The organism is Roseomonas sp. OT10, from assembly GCF_020991085.1.
Taxonomy (GTDB): domain Bacteria; phylum Pseudomonadota; class Alphaproteobacteria; order Acetobacterales; family Acetobacteraceae; genus Roseomonas; species Roseomonas cutis.
In genome coordinates, this window is record NZ_CP087719.1 from 2,180,534 (window position 1) to 2,200,498 (window position 19,965).

The window sequence follows — 19,965 nt, forward strand, 5'->3', positions numbered from 1 at the left end:
CCTCCCAGACCCTCCCCTGCCGGGGCCACAAGCGGGCCCCGGACCCCGCTGGGAGTCTGGTGCTTCCGGTGGGCGTCAGCCTCCGGGCTGAACCCTGACGGAACGTGGATAAGCGGGACTCCAGAATAGCTTTGAAGGCGTCAGCGAATGCTGCGGCCGTACCCGCCGAGGAGCATGGCTCCTCGGCGCCGTGACCCCGTCGCAGGCGGTCCCGCGGCAGCGCCAAATGGGTCCAGGGCCCGCAGGGTCCTGGCGGAGTGGGGGTACGGGGGCGAGGCAGCGCCTTGCCCCCGGGCCACGGGTACCACCCCGCACGGATCAGGGCATCCCGCCGTCCGTATGAACCGGCCGGGTCCCGCGCGGCGCGGGCAGGCGTGCCGCCCTCACCCCGTGGGACGCAGGCGCGCCATCAGGCTGCCGCGATAGGCCATCTCCCCGACATGGGCGATGGGGGCGTCGAGGATGGCCCAGATCTCGGCGCCGGGCAGGCCGTTCCAGCGTTCGCAGAAGGAGTAGTCCTCGGACAGGCGGTCGCCATCCGGCAGGGACAGCTCCCCGAAGAAGTCGTGCACCGGGCCTTCCAGGCCCAGCGCGGCCAGCCGCCGGTCCGGGCGCACCGGGGCGAGGCCGGAGGCCACGAGCCGCTCCAGCACCTCGCGGTGCAGCAGCATGCAGCCGCAGCCGACCCAGCGGGCCCGGCAGACGCCATCCGTCACCGACGTCTCGCCCGGGTCAAGCTGCAGGGTCTGTTCCGCCACCAGCCCGGCCAGCATCGCGGCCGGGCGCGGATCGCTGCGGGCCGCGGCGGCAAAGGCATCCAGGTCCAGCGCCCGCTTCGGGTAGGAGGCCGCGACGAAGGGCTTGCCCATCCCCAGCATCCGGAGGACCAGCGCCCCGTCGAAGGCCATGTCGCTGTCGATCATCAGCAGGTGGCTGAAGCCCGGCTGGCGCAGGAACAGGTTGGCGAAGTGGTTGCGCGCCACCGCCGGGCTGCTGCCGTCCAGCCCGACATACTGCACGCGGTGGCCGGCGTTCTTCAGGGCCGTCACGACATGGACGAGGGTGAAGGCATAAGCCGCGCGCACCGTGCCGCCGGCGGTGGGGGTGGCGATCAGGATGTCGGTCAAGGCTGCCTCCGGCCGCGGGCCGGCGCTGTGCCGCCCCACCCTGCCCGCCAGACTGCGCAGCGACGCGCCGCGCGCCAAGCCCGTCGTGGGGGATGCAGCCCCGGCCGGGGAAGCGGCATTGTGGTCGGCAGGCGGACCGCGCCCCGGCGACGCGAATCCGCCCCCTTCGCCCCGACGGGCCGGACCGGCCGGCATGCCACGCGCAATCAGGAAGACCCGATGACCCGCAGCCCCTCCCTCCCCCGCCGCATCGGCACCTGGGCCGCCCTGGCCCTGCTGGTGTCGCCGGTCGCCGCCTCGGCCGAGGAGACGCGGCAGATCGGCTACGTGAACACAGCGCTGACCAATCTCGGCCTGACGCGCAGCCACCGCGTGGTGGTCGAGCGCTTCGACGACCCGGAGGTGAAGGGCGTCTCCTGCTACATCAGCCAGGCGCGGACGGGCGGCATGTCCGGCATGGTGGGGCTGGCCGAGGACCCGGCGCGCTTCGGGCTGAACTGCATCGCCACCGGCCCGGTGCAGGTGACCGATGCCGCCCGCCGCGGCGAGCGGGGCGAGCAGATCTTCGAGAGCAACACCAGCCTGTTCTTCAAGGAGACCCGCGTCCACCGCTTCATCGACGAGGAGCGCGGCGTGGTGGTCTACCTCGCCTGGTCGACGAAGCTGGTGGACGGCTCGCCCTACAACGCCGTCGCCAGCGTGCCCGTGCGGTAGGCGCGGGCCGTCAGCCTTCCCCGACCGGCGCGGGCATGGGCATGGCCGGCGCGGGACCGGCCAGGGCGCGCAGGTCGGTCTCGTCCAGCGTCTCCTTCTCCAGGAGCAGCTTCGCCGAGCGCTCCAGCAGCGGCTGGCGCTCGCGCAGCAGCGCCACGGTGCGGTCAAAGGTGTCGTCCACGATCCGCCGTACCTCCTCGTCCACCGCGGCCGCCGTCTCGTCGGAGTAGCTGCGCTCCTGCGGCCCGTAATAGGGCTGTTCGGTCGCAAGCAGGGAGCGGCGGTCGCGCTCCAGCGCGACATGCCCCAGCCGCTCCGTCATGCCGTAGCGGGTGACGATGGCCCGGGCGATGTCGGTGACCTTCGCCAGGTCGTCCGCCGCGCCGGTGGACAGGTGCCGGAAGACGATCCACTCCGCCGCGCGCCCGCCCAGCAGCACGGCCATCTTGTTCTCCAGCTCCTCGCGCGTCATCAGGAAGCGGTCCTCGGTCGGGCGCTGGATGGTGTAGCCCAGGGCGCCGATGCCGCGCGGGATGATGGACACCTTGTGCACCGGATCGACCCCCGGCAGAGCCAGCGCGACCAGCGCATGGCCCATCTCGTGATAGGCGACGATCGTGCGCTCGCGCGGGTTCAGCAGGCGGTTGCGCTTCTCCAGACCCGCGATCATGCGCTCGATGGCGTTGTTGAAATCCGCCATGGTCACAGAAACGCCGCCGCGCCGTGTGGCCAGCAGCGCCGCCTCGTTCACCAGGTTGGCGAGGTCGGCGCCGGTGAAGCCCGGCGTCAGCGCCGCGATCTGCTCGGGCTTCACATCCGGCGCCAGCTTCGTCTGGCGCAGGTGCACCTCCAGGATCTGGATGCGCCCCGCCTTGTCCGGCCGGTCCACCAGCACCTGCCGGTCGAAGCGCCCGGCGCGCAGCAGCGCGGGATCGAGGATCTCCGGCCGGTTCGTCGCCGCCAGCAGCACGAGGCCGGTGGAGGAATCGAAGCCGTCCAGCTCCACCAGGAGCTGGTTCAGGGTCTGCTCCTTCTCGTCGTGCCCGCCGGCCATCGGGCCGATGCCGCGGGCGCGGCCGAGCGCGTCCAGCTCGTCGATGAAAATGATCGCCGGGGCGCGGGCGCGCGCCTGCTCGAACAGGTCACGCACACGGGCGGCGCCCACGCCCACGAACATCTCGACGAACTCCGAGCCGGAGATGGAGAAGAAGGGCACCCCCGCCTCGCCCGCCACGGCCTTGGCCAGCAGCGTCTTGCCCGTCCCGGGCGGGCCGACCAGCAGCACCCCCTTGGGCATCCGCCCGCCCAGGCGGCCATAGCCCTTCGGGTCCTTCAGGAAGTCCACGATCTCCTTCAGCTCGTCCTTGGCCTCATCCACCCCGGCCACGTCCTTGAAGGTCACGCCCGTGTCGGACTGGACGTAGACCTTGGCCTTGCTCTTGCCGATCTGCATGAGCCCTCCGCCCATGCCGCCGCCGATCCGCCGCAGGACGAAGATCCAGACGCCGAGGAACAGCACCATCGGCACGATCCAGGACAGGATGTCGCGCAGGAAGGTGCTCTCGATCTCCCCCGTCACGATGACGTTGTGCTGCTGCAGCTGCTGGGCGAAGTCCGGATCGACGCGGGTGGTGCGGAACGCCGACCGGCCGTCCTGCGGCTCCTTGAAGCGGCCCTGGATGAAGCGGTCGGAGACGGCGACGTCCGCGACCTTTCCCTGGTTCAGGTAGGTCTCGAACTGGCTGTAGGGGATGGTCGCGACCTGGTTGGCGCCGGCGAAGAGGTACTGGAACAGCAACAGGCCGACGAAGGCCGCCACCCAGTACCATGCGCTGAACTGCGTCTTCCGGTTCGGTTCCAGTGCCATGGCGCCTCTCCTGTCCGATCGTTCGCAACGCCCCGGCCTCCCAGGGGTTCTACCGCCGGCCACGCCGTCGCAGGATAGGGAGCGGCCGGCGCCCCGCAACCGGGGGAGGCCGGGACCGGGGGCGCCGGGCCCGGGGGATGGTCCCTGGCGGACTCCGCGCTTCCCGGGCCTGCATCCGGCGGCCCCTACGGGTGACCCGGCCGCGGCCGGCACGACGCCAACGACCCCTGCCAGCGAGGACACACGACCATGACCACACGGCCCCACTTCACCGCGGCACGGCGTGACCTTATCGCCTCCCTCGGCATCGCCTCCCTGGGCGGCGCCGCCCTGCTGCCCGCTGCCTCGCCCGGCGGCGCCCTGGCGCAAGGCGCGGCTCCCGCCCCTGCCGCGCCGCCACCGCCCGGCACGGCCGCCGCCGCCCGCGCCGTGGCGGGGGTCCGGGACGCCATCCTGCGCCTCTCGCGCGAGGTCTGGGCCGAGGCGGAGCTGAGCCGGCACGAGGTGCGGTCGGCGGCGATCCACCTGCGCGAGCTGGAGGCGGCGGGCTTCCGAGTCGTCAGCCGCGGCACCTCCGGCGTGCCCACCGCCTTCGTGGCGGAATGGAGCGCCGGCTCCGGCGGGCCCATCCTCGGCTACATGCCGGAATACGACGCGCTGCCCGGCCTGGGGAATGCCGCGGAACCGCGCCAGGCGCCCGGCCCCACCGGCACGGAGAGAGGGCATGGCTGCGGCCACAACATGCTGGGTGCCGGCTGCACCGGCGGGGCCATCGCCCTGAAGGCCATGATGCAGGAGGCCGGCACCCCCGGTACCATCCGCGTCTATGGCTGCGCCGCCGAGGAGACGGAGGGCGCCAAGGTCTACATGGCGCGGGACAGGCTGTTCGAGGATTGCGACGCCGTCCTCGCCTGGCACCCCGCCCCCTTCGCCGGCGCCGGGATCGTCCGGCTGAACGCGGTCGACAAGGTCCGGGTGATATTCCACGGCCGCACCGCCCATGCCGGGATCGCCCCCTGGGAGGGGCGCAGCGCCCTCAAGGCGGCGGAGATGTTCGGCATCGGCGTGCAGATGATGCGCGAGCACATCCTGCCCAGCGCGCGGATGCACTACATCTACGAGCAGGCGGGGGTGGCGCCGAACGTCATCCCCGATGTCGCGCAGGTCTGGATCCTCCTGCGCGACCTCGACCGGGAGAAGGTGGGCACGCTGACCGCCTGGATCCGGCAGGTGGCCGACGGCGCGGCCATGGCCACGCAGACCCGGGCGGAGGCGATTGAACCGCGCCGGGTTTGGCGGAGGCTCCAACCGTTGAGAGGATGGAGCGATGACGGCGAAGAAGACGGCGGCGAGCTACTCGCCTGAGGTTCGGGAGCGGTCGGTGCGGCTGGTGCTGGACGGCGCCGGGGAGCATGGCTCGCAATGGGCGGCGATCGGCTCGATCGCGGCGAAGATCGGCTGCACGGCGGAGACGCTGCGTCGCTGGGTCCGGCAGGCCGAGCGTGACCGCGGCAAGCGTGCCGGGCCCACGAGCGAGGATCGGGATCGCATCAAGGCGCTGGAGCGGGAGAACCGCGAGCTGCGCCAGGCGAACGAGATCCTGCGCAAGGCATCAGCGTATTTTGCCCTGGCGGAGCTCGACCGCCGGTCGAAGCCATGATCGCCTTCATCGACGATCATCGGGGCGTGTACGGGGTCGAGTCGATCTGCCGGGTTCTGCCGATCGCCCCGTCCACCTACCACGCCCATGCCGCGCGCCGCGCCGATCCCACTCTGGGCTCGGCCAGGTCGCAGCGGGACAGCATGCTGCGGGCGGAGGTGCGGCGGGTCCACGCCGAGAACTTCGGCGTCTACGGCGTGCGGAAGGTCTGGCGCCAGCTCGGCCGCGAGGGGACGTCGGTCGCCCGCTGCACGGTGGCGCGGCTGATGCGCCAGATGGGCCTGCGCGGCGTGGTGCGTGGCAAGGAGACCAGGACGACGGTGCCCGACAAGGGCGCGCCATGCCCGGCCGACCGGGTAAACCGGCAGTTCCTGGCGCCGCGGCCGAACCTGCTCTGGGTGTCGGACTTCACCTACGTCGCGACCTGGCAGGGCTTCGTCTACGTCGCCTTCGTCATCGACACCTTCGCGCGGCGGATCGTCGGCTGGCGGGTGTCGCGCACCTCCCATGCTGGCTTCGTCCTGGATGCCCTGGAGCAGGCGCTGCATGACCGGCGGCCTGTCCAGGGCATGGGGCTGATCCATCACAGCGATCGCGGGGTCCAATACGTGTCTATCCGCTACACCGAGCGCCTGGCGGAAGCGGGCATCGAGCCGTCGGTCGGCAGCGTCGGCGACAGCTACGACAACGCGCTGGCCGAGAGCGTCATCGGCCTGTTCAAGACCGAGGTCATTCGGCGCCGCGGCCCGTGGCGCAGCCTGGAGGGCGTCGAGTTCGCCACCCTCGAATGGGTGGACTGGTTCAACAACCGCCGCCTCCTCGAGCCGATCGGAAACATCCCGCCCGCCGAGGCGGAGGCGCGCTACTATGCCGCCCAGGAGGCCATAGCCCTGGCGGCCTGACTCACGCCAAACAGCCTCCGCCAAACCCGGCGCGGTTCACGATCCACTTCTTCGGCATGCACGACCTGCTGCCGAACGAGCCCCTGGCGCGGCTCCTCCACCGCCACCTCGCCGCCGTGCCGCTCGAATGGACAGCCGAGGAGCAGGATTTCGCCCGCGCCTGCCAGCGGGAGGCGAAGCTGCCCGAGGCGGGGATGGCGCCCGGGCCCCTGCCCTTCCTGCACGATATCTCGGCCGGCGGCTCCACGGATGTGGGCGAGGTGAGCTACCAGGCGCCGGTGGGGGTCTTCGCCTGGCCGACCATGCCGCTGGGGGTCGGGCTGCACACCTGGCCGGTGACGGCCTGCGGCGGCATGTCGATCGGCGACAAGGGATCGCTGAACACCGCGCGCATCCTGGCGTCGGCCGGCTACGAGCTGATGACGGACGCCGCGCTGCGGGAGGCAGCGAAGGCGGATTTCCGGGCGCGGCGCGGCGACCGCCCCTTCGTCCCCTCCCTGCCGGCCTCGCAGCTCCGGCCGATGGGCCTGCCCGCCTTCATGACCCGCACGGCGGATGACGAGATGGTGACCGGCATCGGCGGCGCCTGACGCGCGGGCCGGCTCAGGCCGCCAGCGCCGTCTCCCGCGGCACGGGCGGCGGGTCCCGCCCTTCCTCCACCGCGTGGCAGGCGACCAGCGTCTCCGCCGTGCCTCGCGCCGGCAGCAGCTTCGGCTTCTCCACGCGGCAGCGGTCGTTGGCCCAGGGGCAGCGCGGGTGGAAGGTGCAGCCGGGCGGCGGCGAGATCGGGCTCGGCACCTCGCCGCCCACGGGGATGCGCTGGCGCCCGGTCATCTCCAGGTCCGGGATCGCCTCCATCAGGGCGCGCGTGTAGGGGTGGCGCGGGGTGGTGAAGAGGGTCTCCGAGGGCGCCGTCTCGACCAGATGGCCGAGATACATCACCCCCACCCGGTCGCTGACCTGCCGCACCACGGCGAGGTTGTGGCTGATGAACAGGTAGGTCAGCCCGAGGTCGCGCTGCAGCGCCTTCATCAGGTTCAGGATCTGCGCCTGGACGGAGACATCCAGCGCGCTGGTCGGCTCGTCGCAGACCAGGAACTCCGGGTTGGAGGAGAGCGCGCGGGCGATCGAGATGCGCTGCCGCTGCCCGCCGGAGAATTCGTGCGGGAACTTCTGCCCGTCCAGCGGCGAGAGATTCACCTGGGTCAGCAGCTCTCCCACCCGCGCCGTCACGGCGGCCTCGCCCTTCGCCAGCCCGAAGGCGCGGATCGGCTCGGCGACGATGTCGCGCACCCGCCAGCGCGGGTTCAGGCTGGCATAGGGGTCCTGGAAGATCATCTGCATCCGCCGGCGCTGCGCCGGCGAAGCGCGGGCGGCGCCAAGATCCTGCCCGTCGAAGGCCACCGTCCCGCGCGTGGGCGGGTAGAGGCCCACCGCCATCCGGGCCACCGTGGACTTGCCGCAGCCGGATTCCCCCACCAGCGAGAGCGTCGTGCCCTTCGGGATGCTGAAGGAGATGCCGTCCACGGCGCGCAGGGTCCGCTTGCCCTCCCGCGCGATCAGCCGTTGCAGCAGCGGGCGGGAGACGTCGAAGTGGCGGGCGAGGTCCCGCGCCTCGAACATCGGCGTCGCGTCAGCCATGCGGCGCATCCCCCCGCACATCCTCCGGCGCGAGGCCGGGCGCCTCGTGCAGCGGGTCGGCATAGGCGGCCCGGTGCGCGTCGTCATAGAGCCAGCAGGCCGCGAGGTTCGTCCCCGCCGCCATCAGCTCCGGCCGCTCGACCCGGCAATGGTCGAAGACCTTCGGGCAGCGCGGGTTGTAGGCGCAGCCGGGCGGGATGGCGGTCAGCCGCGGCATGGCGCCGTCGATCTGCGCCAGACGCTCCACCCGCCGGTCCAGCGGCGGGATCGAGGCCATCAGCCCCGCCGTGTAGGGGTGGCGGGCATGCTTCACCACCTCCCGCACCGGGCCGATCTCGGCGATGCGGCCGGCATACATCACGGCGACGCGGTCCGCCGTCTCGGCGATCACGCCCATGTCGTGGGTGACCAGCATCACCGCCGTCCCCTTTTCCCGCGTCAGCCCCTTGAGCAGCGCGATCACCTGCGCCTGGATGGAGACGTCCAGCGCCGTGGTCGGCTCGTCCGCCACCACCAGCTTCGGCTCGGCGCAGAGGGCGAGGGCGATCACCACCCGCTGGCGCATGCCGCCGGAGAATTCGTGCGGGTAGCTGTCGATGCGCTGCGCCGCCGCCGGGATGCCCACCATCTCCAGCCACTCGATCGCGCGCTTGCGCGCCTGGGCGTCGGAGAGCGGCAGGTGGGTCTGCATCGTCTCCGTGAGCTGGCGGCCGACGGTGTAGAGCGGGTTCAGCGTGGTCAGCGGGTCCTGGAAGATCGCGCCGATCTCCTTGCCGCGGATGCGCCGCATCTGCTCGTAGCGCAGGTTGTCGATGCGCCGGCCGTTCAGCAGGATCTGCCCCGCCGCGATGCGGCCCGGCGGCTCCAGCAGCCCGATGATGGCGGCGCCGGTCATCGACTTGCCGGCGCCGGATTCGCCCACCACGCCCAGCACCTCGCCCGGCTCGATGGTGAAGGAGACACTGTCCAGCGCGCGCAGCGTGCCGCGCCGGGTCGGGAATTCCACGCGGAGGTCGCGGACCTCCAGGAGCGGCGGGCTCATCGCAGCCTCGGGTTCAGCGCGTCGCGCAGCCAGTCGCCCAGCAGGTTCACGGACAGCACCAGCATCACCAGCGCCGCCCCGGGAAAGAGGGTGATCCACCATTCGCCGCTGAACAGGAAGTCGTTGCCGATGCGGATGAGCGTGCCCAGCGAAGGCTGGGTGGGCGGCACGCCGACGCCGAGGAAGGAGAGCGTCGCCTCCGCCAGGATCGCGAATCCCAGGTTCAGCGTCGCGATCACCAGCACCGGCCCCATCACGTTGGGCAGGACGTGGGTCAGCATGATCCGCGCGTTGGAGATGCCGATCACCCGCGCGGCGAGGACGTATTCCTTGTTGCGCTCGACCAGGGTGGAGCCGCGGACGGTGCGGGCGAATTGCGGCCAGTTGCTGATGCCGATGGCGAAGACCACGACGTAGAGCGCGATCTGGTCATGCACCTCGCGCGGCAGGGCGGCCCGGACCACGCCGTCGACCAGCAGGGCGACGAGGATGGAGGGGAAGGTGAGCTGGATGTCGGCGATGCGCATCAGCACCGCGTCCACGGTGCCGCCGAGATAGCCGGCCAGCAGCCCGACGCCCACGCCGAGCAGGGTCGAGAAGATCACCGCGCAGACGCCGACGAGCAGGGAAATGCGCGCCCCGAACATGATCGCCGACAGCACGTCGCGCCCCTGGTCGTCCGTCCCCAGCGGGAAGGCCCGCTGCCCGCCTTCCTCCCAGGCCGGGGGGCTGAAGGCGTCGGAGAGGTTCAGGGTCGCGAGGTCGAACGGGTTGTGCGGCGCCAGCCAGGGGGCGAAGACCGCCCCGGCGACGCAGATGAAGGCCACGACGGCCGAGACGACGGTGATCGGGCTGCGCGAGAAGGACCACCAGAGGTCGGAATCCAGCGCGCGGGCGATGGGGCCGGCCATGGCTCAGTGCTTCCCCACGCGCAGCCGCGGGTCCACCGCGTAGTAGAGCAGGTCCACCACCAGGTTGATCCCCACGAAGATCGCCGCGATCAGCAGCAGGTAGGCCGCCATCACCGGGATGTCCGCCGCGCCGACGGACTGGATGAACAGCAGCCCCATGCCCGGCCACTGGAACACCGTCTCGGTGACGATGGCGAAGGCGATGATGGAGCCGAGCTGGAGGCCGGCGACGGTGATCACCGGCACCATCGTGTTCTTCAGCGCGTGGCCGAAATAGATGGCGCGGTTGCGCAGCCCGCGCGCGCGGGCGAACTTGATGTAGTCCGTCCGCAGCACCTCCAGCATCTCCGCCCGCACCAGGCGCATGATGAGGGTGAGCTGGAACAGCCCCAGCGTGATCGCCGGCAGCACCAGCGCCTTGAGTCCGGAGACGGTCAGGAAGCCCGTGGACCAGCCGCCGATCTGCACCGTATCGCCGCGCCCGAAGGAGGGCAGCCAGCCCAGCCAGACGGAGAAGCACAGGATCAGGAGGATGCCGATCAGGAAGGTCGGCAGCGACACCCCGACGAGGGAAAAGGTCAGGAAGGCGCGGCTGAGCCAGGAATTGCGGTACAGCCCGGCATAGACCCCCATCGGCACGCCCAGCACCAGCGACAGGCCGGCGGCGACGAAGGCCAGCTCCAGCGTCGCCGGCGCGCGCTCGGCGATCAGGTCGGCCACGGGGCGGGAGAGGCGGTAGGACAGGCCGAACTCGCCGCGCAGCGCGTTGCCGACGAACTTCGCGAACTGCACGAAGAAGGGCTGGTCCAGCCCCAGGCTGGCCACCAGCGCGTCGCGCTGGGCGGGCGTGTAGTCCTGCCCCAGCATGATCGCGACCGGGTCGCCGACATAGGAGAACATGGCGAAGGAGATCAGGGCCACCGCGAGCATGACCGGAATGGCCTGCAGGATGCGCGAGAGGATGAAGGCGGGCATCGGCCGCTAGCCCCCTGGCCGCATCAGTCGTATCGCCATGCAATCCTTACCTTCCCACCTCGCCCGCGCAGAGCGGGCACGGCCCGTCCCGGCTCCGGCGGGTCGGCGGGAGCCGGGGTCCGTCCGCAAGCCAGCGAGCCACCTGCTGCCAAACCATGGGCCCTGCCGGCCCGCAAGGGGCTACATCAGCCGCGAGCGCCGCAGGCTGCCGTCATCCGCCCATTCCTTGAGCAGGGTGAAGCCCAGCGCAAGCAGGACCGGCCCCAGGAAAAGGCCCAGGAAACCGAAGGCCAGCGCGCCCCCCAGGGCGCCCAGGATGGTCAGCAGCAGCGGCAGGTCCGCCCCCCGCGCGATCAGCCAGGGCCGGATGAAGTTGTCCACCGAGGAGATGCCGAAGAAGCCGTAGAGCGCCATGAAGATGCCCCAGCCGGTGCGCCCGTCGACGAACAGCCAGATGGCGGCCGGGATCCAGACCACCGGCGCGCCCACCGGCAGGATCGAGATCACGCCGGCCACCACGCCGAGCAGCACCGGCTGCGGGATGCCGGCCAGCCACAGGCCGAAGCCGGTCATGGCGCCCTGCACCACGGCGGTGCCCAGCAGGCCGTAGACCACGCCCTGGGTCACGCTGCCGGCCAGCGCCACCAGGTGGCGGCCGCGGCTGCCGGCCATGCGCCCGGCCATGCTCTCCAGCGCCTCGGCGATGCGCACGCCGTCGCGGTAGAAGAAGAAGGCGAGGAAGATCGCGAGCAGCAGCTCCACGATTCCCGTCAGCAGCGACAGCAGCCCCGAGAGCAGAAGCTGGGCGATGCTGCCGACATAGGGCTGCACCGCCTCGAACAGCCCGCTGAAATCCAGCCCGAGCGCGCGCCAGCGGTCCATCAGGAAGGGCCCGACGACGGGGATGCGCTCCAGCAGCGCCGCCGTCTGCGGCAGCCCGGTCGTCACCAGCCCCTGCACCCAGTGCCGCAGCCGCTCCACGTCCTCGCCGCTGGTCGGGGCGGCGAAGAGCAGCGGCAGGCCGATCACCAGGAACATCGCCGTCACCATCGCCCCCGCCGCCAGGTTCGGCGGCAGGCGGGCCCTGGTCGTCAGCAGGCGATAGGCGGGCCAGGTGGCATAGGCCAGGATGGCAGCCCAGAGCAGCGCCGAGAGGAAGGGACGCAGCACCAGCAGGCATCCCACCAGCAGCGCCAGGAAGGCCAGGTAGCCGAGCAGGCGTGCGGGCGTGGATGCGGAGTCGTCGGGCATCCGCCCGGCGTAGCGCATCCTTGCCCGACCCGGGAGGATTCCCGGGGCGGGCCGCGAACCAAATTCCCGTCATGGCAGGTGGCGGCGATTCCTGCCCTTCCGGCGGTGCCGCGGCGCGGTGATCTGCTCTAGGGTCGCGTCCCGCAGGGGGCATGTCCGCTCCGCCCCCGCGGGAGGAAGAGGAACGCCGCATGCCACGCTTCGCCGCGAATCTGTCGATGATGTTCCAGGAGGTGCCGTTCCTCGACCGCTTCGCCCGCGCCCGGGCCGCTGGGTTCGAGGCCGTGGAATTCCTCTTTCCCTACGAGCACCCCGCCGCGGAGATCGCGTCACGCCTGCGGGACAGCGGGCTGCAGCAGGTGCTGTTCAACGCCCCGCCGGGAGACTGGGCCGCGGGCGAGCGCGGCACCGCCGCCCTGCCGGGGCGCGAGGCGGAGTTCCGCGAGGGCATCGCCAGGGCGCTCGACTACGCCGCCGCCCTGTCCTGTCCGCGCCTGCACGTCATGGCGGGGCTCGTGCCCGCGGGCGTGCCGCACGACACGCTGACGGGGGTCTATGCCGCCAACCTCGCCTGGGCGGCGGAACGCTGCATCGCCCAGGGGGTGAAGGCGGTGATCGAGCCGATCAACCACCGCGACATCCCCGGCTTCTTCCTGAACACCACCGACCAGGCCGCGGCGATCATCAACGCGATCGGCCCGGACCGGCTGGGGATGCAGTTCGACCTCTACCACTGCCAGATCACCGAAGGCGACCTGGTCAAGCGGGTGGAGAAGCACCTGCCGCTGATCGCGCACATGCAGGTGGCCGACAATCCCGGCCGGAACGAGCCCGGTACCGGCGAGGTGAACTGGCCCTTCGTCTTCGACCGCATCGACTCGCTGGGCTTCCGCGGCTGGATCGGCTGCGAGTACCGCCCGGCCGGGGAGACCGAGGCCGGGCTGGGCTGGTTCGCCCCCTACCGCGCGGCCGCCTGACGCAGATCGACCGAGGAGCAGACCACATCATGAAGATCGGATTCGTCGGCCTGGGCATCATGGGCCGCCCCATGGCGCTGAACCTGCAGAAGGCCGGCCACGCCCTGTTCGTGCCCGAGCGCGCCAGCCTGACGCAGGAGGTCCGCGCCGCCGCGACCGTCCTGCCCGATGCCGCCGCCGTGGCGCGGGAGGCGGAGGTGGTCATCCTCATCGTCCCCGACACCCCGGACGTGGAGGCGGCGCTGTTCGGCGCGGGCGGCGTGGCGGAGGGGCTTTCCCCCGGCAAGCTGGTGATCGACATGTCCTCGATCAGCCCCACCGCCACCCAGGCCTTCGCGAAGCGCATCAACGAGAAGGGCTGCGACTATCTCGACGCGCCCGTCTCGGGCGGCGAGGTGGGGGCGAAGCAGGCCAGCCTGACCATCATGGTGGGCGGCCCCCAGGCGGCCTTCGACCGCGCCCTGCCGCTGTTCCAGGCCATGGGCAAGAACGTCACCCTGGTCGGCGAGGCCAACGGCGCCGGCCAGACCACCAAGGTCGCCAACCAGATCATCGTCGCCCTGAACATCGAGGCGGTGGCCGAGGCCCTGACCTTCGCCGCGAAGGCCGGCGCCGATCCGGCCAAGGTGCGCGAGGCACTGATGGGCGGCTTCGCCGCCTCCCGCGTGCTGGAGGTGCATGGCAAGCGCATGATCGACCGCACCTTCGAGCCGGGCTTCCGAATCCGCCTGCACCAGAAGGACCTGAACCTGGCGCTGCAGTCCGGGCGGGAGCTGGGCGTGCCGCTGCCCAACACCGCCTCGGCCCAGCAGCTCTTTTCCGCCTGCGTGGCGATGGGCGGGGCGGACTGGGACCACTCGGGCATGGTCCAGGCCCTGGAGCGTCTCGCGGGGACGTCGTGATTGCGGCCCCAAAGACGTTTCGACTAAGATATATTCTTCCCCGTCCAGCGTTGCACTGGACGAAGAGCATCATCATTTTGTAGGAAGTTATTGCATGCTGTGAGATTCGGGTCCAATCCTAGGTCGCGGACTCCGACAGTCACTCAACGAGGAATTGCATGCGCTTCGCAGACATCGGCCAGCAGCTTCGGGCTTACCGGCTCGAGTCCGGCCTGCGGGCCGAGGAGATCGCGGCGCGTCTCGGTGTGTCGCGGGCGGCGCTGTACCGGTACGAGAAGGGCGAGGTCATCAAGCTGGACACGATCCGGCGGCTGGCCGAGCTGCTGAAGATCTCGCCGCTGTCGCTGCTGGGCATCGGGGTCGAGTACTTCTCCCGCCCCCTCGCCCTGCATGAGCGGCTGCGCCAGGTGGAGGAGCAGACCGACCAGATCCTCCAGGTGGGCGGCGCGCTGTGCGTCCAGGTGTCGACCATGGCGCTGGAGACGGCGCTGGCCGGGGCCTTCTCCGAATCGGCGGATGCCTCCACGGAACGCCTCGCCGCCCGGGCCGCCGCGGAGCAGTCCCTGGGCCAGCTCGCCGCCCGCAAGCGGCTGTACCAGCAGCGCCGCCCGTCGATCATCGCCATGCTCGGCGAAGGCGCGTTGCGCCGGCTCCTGGCGGATGGCGTGGCCGCGGGCCTGCCGATCTCCGAGGCGACCCGCCTCGCCTGCCGGCAGGCGGCACGGGCGGAGGCGGAGAACATCGCCGAGCTGATGCAGAGCGAGCCCATGGGCCTGCAGCTCGGCCTGCTGCCCGCGGCCGACCCGGCCGGCCCCTTCATCGTCCTGCGCGACCGGGAGCGGGCGCACCTCTGCGCCAACCCATTCGCGCCGGACGTGCCGCCGCTGACCGCCATCGGCGTGGGGATGATCACCAGCGCGGACGAAGCGGTGAGCATCCACCAGCGGGTCGCCGAGACCGTCTGGCGCGATGCGCTGAAGGGCGCCACCGCGGCGGCGCGGGTGCGGATGCTGATCCAGGAGGCGGGGTTCTGACCCCGGCGGCGCCCGGCCTCAGCCCGGTGCGCCGCCCGCCGGGGCCTCGCCCTCGGGCGTGGTGAGGTCCAGCGAGGCCTCGAACAGGTCGGCCTCCACCCGGCGCAGCGTGAAGCCCAGCTTCCCGATGAAGTGCTGCATCGGCTGGTTGTCGGCCAGCACCTGCCCGGTGATCCGCTGGACGCCCACCGAGCGCCCCCAGTCGATCACCCGTCGCATCAGGTGCCGCGCGAGGCCCGTCCCCTTCCATTCGGGGCCGACGATGACGGCGAACTCCGCGGTGCGGCCATCCCCTTCGCGCACCAGGCGCGACACGCCCACGGTGCGGGGCAAGCGGCCCTCCGCCGCCTCCGTGGCGATGAAGGCCATCTCCCGGTCGTAGTCGATCTGCGTCAGGCGGTAGATCTGGTCGGGCGTCAGGGCGCGGGCGGCACTGAAGAAGCGCCAGCGGATGTCCTGCGGGTCGAGCTGGCCGAAGGCCTCGGCATGGGCGGCCGCATCCTCGGGCCGGATCGGCCGGATCACCAGCCGGCGCCCATCCGGCGACGTCCAGCCTTCGCCCAGCTCCGCCGGATAGGGCGCGATCGCGAGCTGCCCGGCCTCCCCTGCGGGACGCAGCCGGATGTCCGCATCCAGTGCCAGCACCCCGGCCGGGTCGGCGAGCAGCGGATTGATCGAGGCGCTCGCGATCTCGGGGAAATCCACCACCAGAGACGACAGCCGCACCAGCGCCGCCGATACCTCCCCCAGCGCCACGGCCGGGTGGTCGCGCCAGCCCCGCAGGCGCTTCACCAGCCGGGTCCGGGCGATCAGCGCATCGGCCAGGATGCGGTTCAGCGGCGGCAGGTCCACCGCCTCGTCCGCCGTCAGGTCCGCTGCCGTCCCGCCCGCGCCGAAGCCGATCCAGGGGCCGAACATCGCGTCGTCGCCGACCCGCAGCCGCAGCTCCGTCCCCTTCCCCGCCTGCCGCTCGACCAGCAGCCCGTCCACGCGCGGCGGCGGGTCCATGGCCGCCATGCGCGCCAGCAGATCCCGGCCGGCGGCCCGCACCGACTTCACGTCGCGCAGGCCCAGCACCACGCCGCCCACCTCCGTCTTGGCGGGAAGGTCCGGCGAGAGGACCTTCATCGCCACCGGGAAGCCCAGCAGCATGGCGGCCCGGGCGGCCTCGTCCGGCCCTCGCACCGCATGCCGCGCCACGGTGGGCACGCCATAGGCGTCGAGCACGGACAGCGCCTCCGCCTCGTTCAGGGTCAGGCGGGACTCGGACCGGGCCCTGTCGAGCAGGGCGCGGACCGCGGCGCGGTCGGGGCTCAGCTCCAGCACCTCGCGCGGCGGCAGCTCCGCCGCCACGACCCGGTTGCGCAGATCCTCCGCCAGATGCAGGGCGCCGCGCACGGCGGCCTCCGGCGTCGGGAAGACCGCCAGCCCGGCCGTGGCCAGCGCATGGCGCTGCGGACCCGCCGTCGCCTGGCCCAGCCACCCCACCAGCAGCGGCGCGCCGCGCTGGCCGGCCAGCGCCGCCATCGCCGCCGCAGCCGTATCGCCATCCTCCTCCGGCATCGGGGAGTGCACGGCCACGACCGACCCCACCTCCGGCAGGGCGGCCAGCATGGCGGCGGCCTCCGCCAGCCGGTGCCCCTGGCCGGGCGGCAGGACCAGCGGGTTGACCCCGTGCCAGCCCTCGGGAAGGGCGAGGTCCAGCATGGCCCGCGCCGCCTCGGGGATCGCCGCCAGCCGCCCGCCGCCATTGACCGCCGCATCCGCCGCCATCAGCGCCGGCCCGAGCCCGTTGGCCACCACGGCCACCTGGTCCGCCTCCGCCGCCCGGCGCCGGCCGGAGACCCGCAGCCGCGCCAGGGTTTCCGCCGCCGAGAACAGCGCCTCCAGCCCCGTGACCCGCAGCACGCCGGCGCGGCGCAGCGCCGCCTCCATCACCGCATCGCTGGTGCCGGGCGCGCCGCCGGAGGAGCTGCCCGGCCGCACCGCCACCACCGGGCGGGTTCGGGCGGCGGCGCGGGCGGCGGAGATGAAGGCACGCCGCAGCTTGATCCGGCGCAGGTCGAGCAGCACCGCGTTGGTGGCGGTATCGCGCGAGATCCAGTCCAGGGCGCGGGCGAATCCGATATCCGCGTTGCTGCCGATGCCCAGGATCAGGCTGAACCCCACACCCTCCGCCGCCGCCCAGTCCAGGATCACCCGGGCCAGGGTGGCCGACTGGCACAGCAGCGCCAGCCGCCCCGGCCGCAGCGGCAGGTGCGAGAGGGTGGCGTTCAGCCCCATGGCCGGGATCGCCAGGCCGAAGGAGCGCTGCCCGACCGCCCGCACCCCCGTCCGCACGGTCAGCGCCGTCAGATCCGGCGCATGGACCGGCACCACCGCCGCGTGGCAGCCGCGCGCCGCCAGGTCGCGCATCGCCTGCTCCTGGGCCGCGGGCGGCAGGGCGAGGACGGCGACGTCGGGCGGCTGCTCCAGCGACGCCAGGTCGGGCACGGTGTCAAGCCCGTCCCAGCCCTGCCCGACCGCGTGCAGCGCCCCGCGGAAGCCGCCGGAGGCGAGGTTCCGCGCCAGGATCGCCGATTCCGGCAGCGCGGGATCGGCCAGCAGCGCGACGCGGCGCGGCGAGAGCAGCGCCGTCTCCCGGAAGCCGGGGCGCGCCGCGCGCGGCAAGGGCGGAAGCTCGTGCATCGCGGCGCAAGGTGCGGCCGGACCGGCGGAACGGCAACCGCGATCCGGCCGCTCTCCAGGTGTTGCGGCCCGGCTGTTGCGGCGATGGGCGGAACGGGCTGCACTCGCCCGCCCGAAGGACAGGCCAGGACCGACCACCGATGCACGACCCCCGCTGGGACCCGGAGATGCTGCAGTTCCAGCGCGTCATGGATGCGGCTGCCCGGCCGGACCCGATCCCGGACCCGGCCGTCGATCTGGCGGGGACCCGGCGCCGGACGGAATGGCTGAACCTGCCGCTCGCGGCGGGCGGGCCGGCCATGGCAGAGAGCCGCGACCTGCGCCTGCCCCTGGCGGGGCGGGAGGTGACCTGCCGCCTGCACCGGCCGCGCCGGGACGCCGCGCTGCCGGTGCTGCTGTTCCTGCACGGCGGCGGCTGGGCCTGGAACAGCATCGACACGCATGACCGCCTCACCCGCGTGCTGGCCCTGGCCGGGGATTGCGCCGTCCTGGCCCCGGACTACGCGCTGGCGCCCGAGCACCCCTTCCCCCAGGGGCTGGAGGAGAGCCTGGACGCCGCGCGCTGGGTCGCACGGCAGGGCGCGGACCTCGGACTCGACGGGACCAGGCTGGTCATCGGCGGCGATTCCGCCGGGGCGAACCTGGCCCTGGCCGCGGCGCTGCGGCTGCGCGAGACGGATCCGGGCCTCGCCCTGGCCGGCCTGCTGCTGGCCTATGGGGTCTATGATGCCGGCTGCGACACGCCGACCTATGCCGAGTTCGCCGAAGGCTATGGCCTGACCCGGGAGCGGATGCGGCTGTTCTGGCGCCTCTACGCGCCGGAGGAGGCGGACCGGCGCAGCCCCCTTGCCGCGCCGCTGGCGGCGGAGCTGGGCGGCCTCCCCCCGGTGGTGATGCCGGTGGCGGAGCTGGACGTGCTGCGCGGCGAGAACGAGGCGATGGCGGCAAGGCTGCGCGCCGCGGGCGTGCCGGTGGAGTGGCACCTCCTCGCTGGCACCGCGCACGGCTTCCTGCGGGCGCAGGGGCGGGTGGCGGCGGCCGATGCGGCGACGGCCGCCTGCGCCGCCTGGCTGCGGCGGCGCTGGGCCGCCTGAGCGCGGCTCAGCCCTGGTCCGGGGCCAGGGCGCTCTTGGCCGCCTCGACGAGGTAGCGGCTGGCATAGGGCAGCACGCGGTCGTCGAAGTCGTAATGCGGGTTGTGCAGCTCCCGCCCGCCATCGGTCGGGCCGTTGCCGATCCAGACGAAGGCGCCCGGCACCTCCTGCAGGAAGCGGCTGAAATCCTCCCCGGTCATGGCGGGCGGCACGTCGCGGCGGAGGGTGGCGACGCTCGCGGCGGCCTCGGCCGCCATCTCCCGCTCGTCCGGCGTGTTGGCGGTCAGGTCGATGCCGAGCAGCTGGCGGACCTCGACCTTCACCGCGAAGGTGGTGGAGACCCCCTCGGCGATGCGGTCCAGGGAGGAGGCGATCTGCTGCCCGACCTCCGGCCGCAGGTAGCGGGCCGAGCCGCGGATCAGCACCTCCGAGGCGATCTGGTTGAAGGCCTCGCCGCCGCCGATCGTGGTCAGGCTGATCACGCCGGTGTCCATCGGGTCGAGCGAGCGGGCGACGATGGACTGGGTGGCCACGATGAAGTGCCCCGCCGCCACGATCGGGTCCCGCGCCAGATGCGGCAGGGCGGCATGGCCGGCATGGCCCCGCACCGTCACCTCGAAGCGGTTGCCGGCCGCCATCACCGCATGGTCGTGGACGGCGATGGTGCCCACCGGCAGGCCGGGCCAGTTGTGCCATCCGAAGATGCGCTCCATCGGGAAGCGCTGGAACAGCCCGTCCTCCACCATGGCGCGGGCGCCGCCGCCACCCTCCTCGGCCGGCTGGAAGACCAGCCGCACCGTGCCGGACCAGCTGTCGTCGCGCAGCAGCAGCGCGGCCGCGCCGAGCAGCGCGGTGGTATGCCCGTCATGGCCGCAGGCATGCATCACCCCCGGCCGCGTGCTGCGCCAGGGCAGGTCGGACGGCGCCTCCTGGATCGGCAGGGCATCCATGTCGGCGCGCAGCCCGACCGAGCGGTTGCCGCCGCCGCGGCGCAGGGTGGCAACCACCCCGTGACCTCCCACCCCCGGGACGATATCCTCCACGCCGAGTTCACGGAGGCGCGAGACAACGAACTCCGCCGTCGGCCCTTCTTCCAACGTCGGGGCCGGGTTGGCATGGAGGTGGCGGCGCCACCCCGTCAGCATCTCGACAAGGGATTGGTCCATAGCGAGGGGGATAGC

The 19,965-nt window shown here is 72.5% G+C and carries 17 protein-coding genes and 1 other annotated feature; of the genes, 8 read left to right on the top strand and 9 right to left on the bottom strand.

Annotated elements, in window-relative coordinates:
• Positions 1 to 383 precede the first annotated feature (383 nt).
• Entirely contained in the window at positions 384 to 1,127 is a 744-nt protein-coding gene (locus LPC08_RS10075) for a hypothetical protein (RefSeq protein WP_230452554.1), read from the bottom strand.
• Positions 1,128 to 1,346: 219 nt separating this feature from the next.
• On the opposite strand from LPC08_RS10075, the gene LPC08_RS10080 reads away from it, so the two are divergent.
• Positions 1,347 to 1,841 (top strand): CreA family protein, encoded by a 495-nt coding sequence (locus LPC08_RS10080; protein ID WP_230452555.1) that lies wholly within the window; start codon positions 1,347 to 1,349, stop codon positions 1,839 to 1,841.
• 10 nt (positions 1,842 to 1,851) lie between these two features.
• Here LPC08_RS10080 and ftsH read toward each other — a convergent pair whose 3' ends face one another.
• Positions 1,852 to 3,708, bottom strand: a complete 1,857-nt coding sequence (ftsH, locus tag LPC08_RS10085) for an ATP-dependent zinc metalloprotease FtsH (RefSeq protein WP_230452556.1) — start codon at positions 3,706 to 3,708, stop codon at positions 1,852 to 1,854.
• A gap of 249 nt (positions 3,709 to 3,957) precedes the next feature.
• Between ftsH and LPC08_RS10090 the strand changes: the two genes are divergently transcribed.
• From LPC08_RS10090 to LPC08_RS10100, 3 genes are all read left to right on the top strand, one after another.
• Positions 3,958 to 5,073 (top strand): amidohydrolase, encoded by a 1,116-nt coding sequence (locus LPC08_RS10090; RefSeq protein ID WP_230452557.1) that lies wholly within the window; start codon positions 3,958 to 3,960, stop codon positions 5,071 to 5,073.
• Positions 5,036 to 6,270, top strand: a protein-coding gene (locus tag LPC08_RS10095; protein WP_230449651.1) for an IS3 family transposase whose coding sequence is annotated in 2 segments (ribosomal slippage) — positions 5,036 to 5,330 and positions 5,330 to 6,270 — 1,236 coding nt in all. Because the reading frame shifts where the segments join, the coding sequence is not laid out codon by codon here. The genes LPC08_RS10090 and LPC08_RS10095 overlap by 38 nt, the downstream gene beginning before the upstream one ends.
• Positions 5,323 to 5,439 (top strand) — a sequence feature (AL1L pseudoknot). (Overlaps the previous gene by 117 nt.)
• Before the next feature lie 56 nt (positions 6,271 to 6,326).
• On the top strand, positions 6,327 to 6,860 hold the full coding sequence (locus LPC08_RS10100) for a zinc-binding metallopeptidase family protein (RefSeq protein WP_230452558.1): 534 nt from the start codon (positions 6,327 to 6,329) through the stop codon (positions 6,858 to 6,860).
• Positions 6,861 to 6,873: 13 nt separating this feature from the next.
• On the opposite strand, the gene LPC08_RS10105 is transcribed toward LPC08_RS10100, so the two are convergent.
• From LPC08_RS10105 to LPC08_RS10125, 5 genes are all read right to left on the bottom strand, one after another.
• The gene (locus tag LPC08_RS10105; RefSeq protein ID WP_230452559.1) at positions 6,874 to 7,911 is read right to left on the bottom strand and encodes an ABC transporter ATP-binding protein; all 1,038 of its coding nucleotides are present in this window, start codon (positions 7,909 to 7,911) and stop codon (positions 6,874 to 6,876) included.
• Positions 7,904 to 8,953: an ABC transporter ATP-binding protein gene (locus LPC08_RS10110; protein WP_230452560.1), complete on the bottom strand. Its 1,050-nt coding sequence runs from the start codon at positions 8,951 to 8,953 to the stop codon at positions 7,904 to 7,906. Before LPC08_RS10110 ends, LPC08_RS10105 begins: the two co-directional genes overlap by 8 nt.
• Positions 8,950 to 9,864: an ABC transporter permease gene (locus tag LPC08_RS10115; RefSeq protein ID WP_230452561.1), complete on the bottom strand. Its 915-nt coding sequence runs from the start codon at positions 9,862 to 9,864 to the stop codon at positions 8,950 to 8,952. Before LPC08_RS10115 ends, LPC08_RS10110 begins: the two co-directional genes overlap by 4 nt.
• A gap of 3 nt (positions 9,865 to 9,867) precedes the next feature.
• Complete coding sequence (locus LPC08_RS10120; protein WP_230452562.1) at positions 9,868 to 10,839, bottom strand: ABC transporter permease; 972 nt, start codon at positions 10,837 to 10,839, stop codon at positions 9,868 to 9,870.
• 180 nt (positions 10,840 to 11,019) lie between these two features.
• Positions 11,020 to 12,090, bottom strand: coding sequence for an AI-2E family transporter (locus tag LPC08_RS10125; protein ID WP_230452563.1), 1,071 nt, complete (start codon positions 12,088 to 12,090; stop codon positions 11,020 to 11,022).
• 191 nt (positions 12,091 to 12,281) lie between these two features.
• Here LPC08_RS10125 and otnI point away from each other — a divergent pair, with 191 nt between their 5' ends.
• The 3 genes from otnI to LPC08_RS10140 all read left to right on the top strand — a co-directional run bounded on the left by otnI (position 12,282) and on the right by LPC08_RS10140 (position 15,003).
• Positions 12,282 to 13,067 (top strand): 2-oxo-tetronate isomerase, encoded by a 786-nt coding sequence (gene otnI, locus LPC08_RS10130; RefSeq protein ID WP_230452564.1) that lies wholly within the window; start codon positions 12,282 to 12,284, stop codon positions 13,065 to 13,067.
• Between the two features lie 29 nt (positions 13,068 to 13,096).
• Positions 13,097 to 13,969 (top strand): 2-hydroxy-3-oxopropionate reductase, encoded by an 873-nt coding sequence (locus tag LPC08_RS10135; protein ID WP_230452565.1) that lies wholly within the window; start codon positions 13,097 to 13,099, stop codon positions 13,967 to 13,969.
• A gap of 158 nt (positions 13,970 to 14,127) precedes the next feature.
• Positions 14,128 to 15,003, top strand: a complete 876-nt coding sequence (locus LPC08_RS10140; protein ID WP_230452566.1) for a helix-turn-helix domain-containing protein — start codon at positions 14,128 to 14,130, stop codon at positions 15,001 to 15,003.
• A gap of 18 nt (positions 15,004 to 15,021) precedes the next feature.
• Here LPC08_RS10140 and LPC08_RS10145 read toward each other — a convergent pair whose 3' ends face one another.
• A complete protein-coding gene (locus LPC08_RS10145) occupies positions 15,022 to 17,691 on the bottom strand; it encodes a bifunctional acetate--CoA ligase family protein/GNAT family N-acetyltransferase (RefSeq protein WP_230452567.1) in 2,670 nt (889 codons plus the stop codon).
• Positions 17,692 to 17,831: 140 nt separating this feature from the next.
• On the opposite strand from LPC08_RS10145, the gene LPC08_RS10150 reads away from it, so the two are divergent.
• Complete coding sequence (locus tag LPC08_RS10150) at positions 17,832 to 18,785, top strand: alpha/beta hydrolase (RefSeq protein ID WP_230452568.1); 954 nt, start codon at positions 17,832 to 17,834, stop codon at positions 18,783 to 18,785.
• A gap of 7 nt (positions 18,786 to 18,792) precedes the next feature.
• On the opposite strand, the gene LPC08_RS10155 is transcribed toward LPC08_RS10150, so the two are convergent.
• On the bottom strand, positions 18,793 to 19,950 hold the full coding sequence (locus LPC08_RS10155) for an amidohydrolase (protein ID WP_230452569.1): 1,158 nt from the start codon (positions 19,948 to 19,950) through the stop codon (positions 18,793 to 18,795).
• Positions 19,951 to 19,965 lie beyond the last annotated feature (15 nt).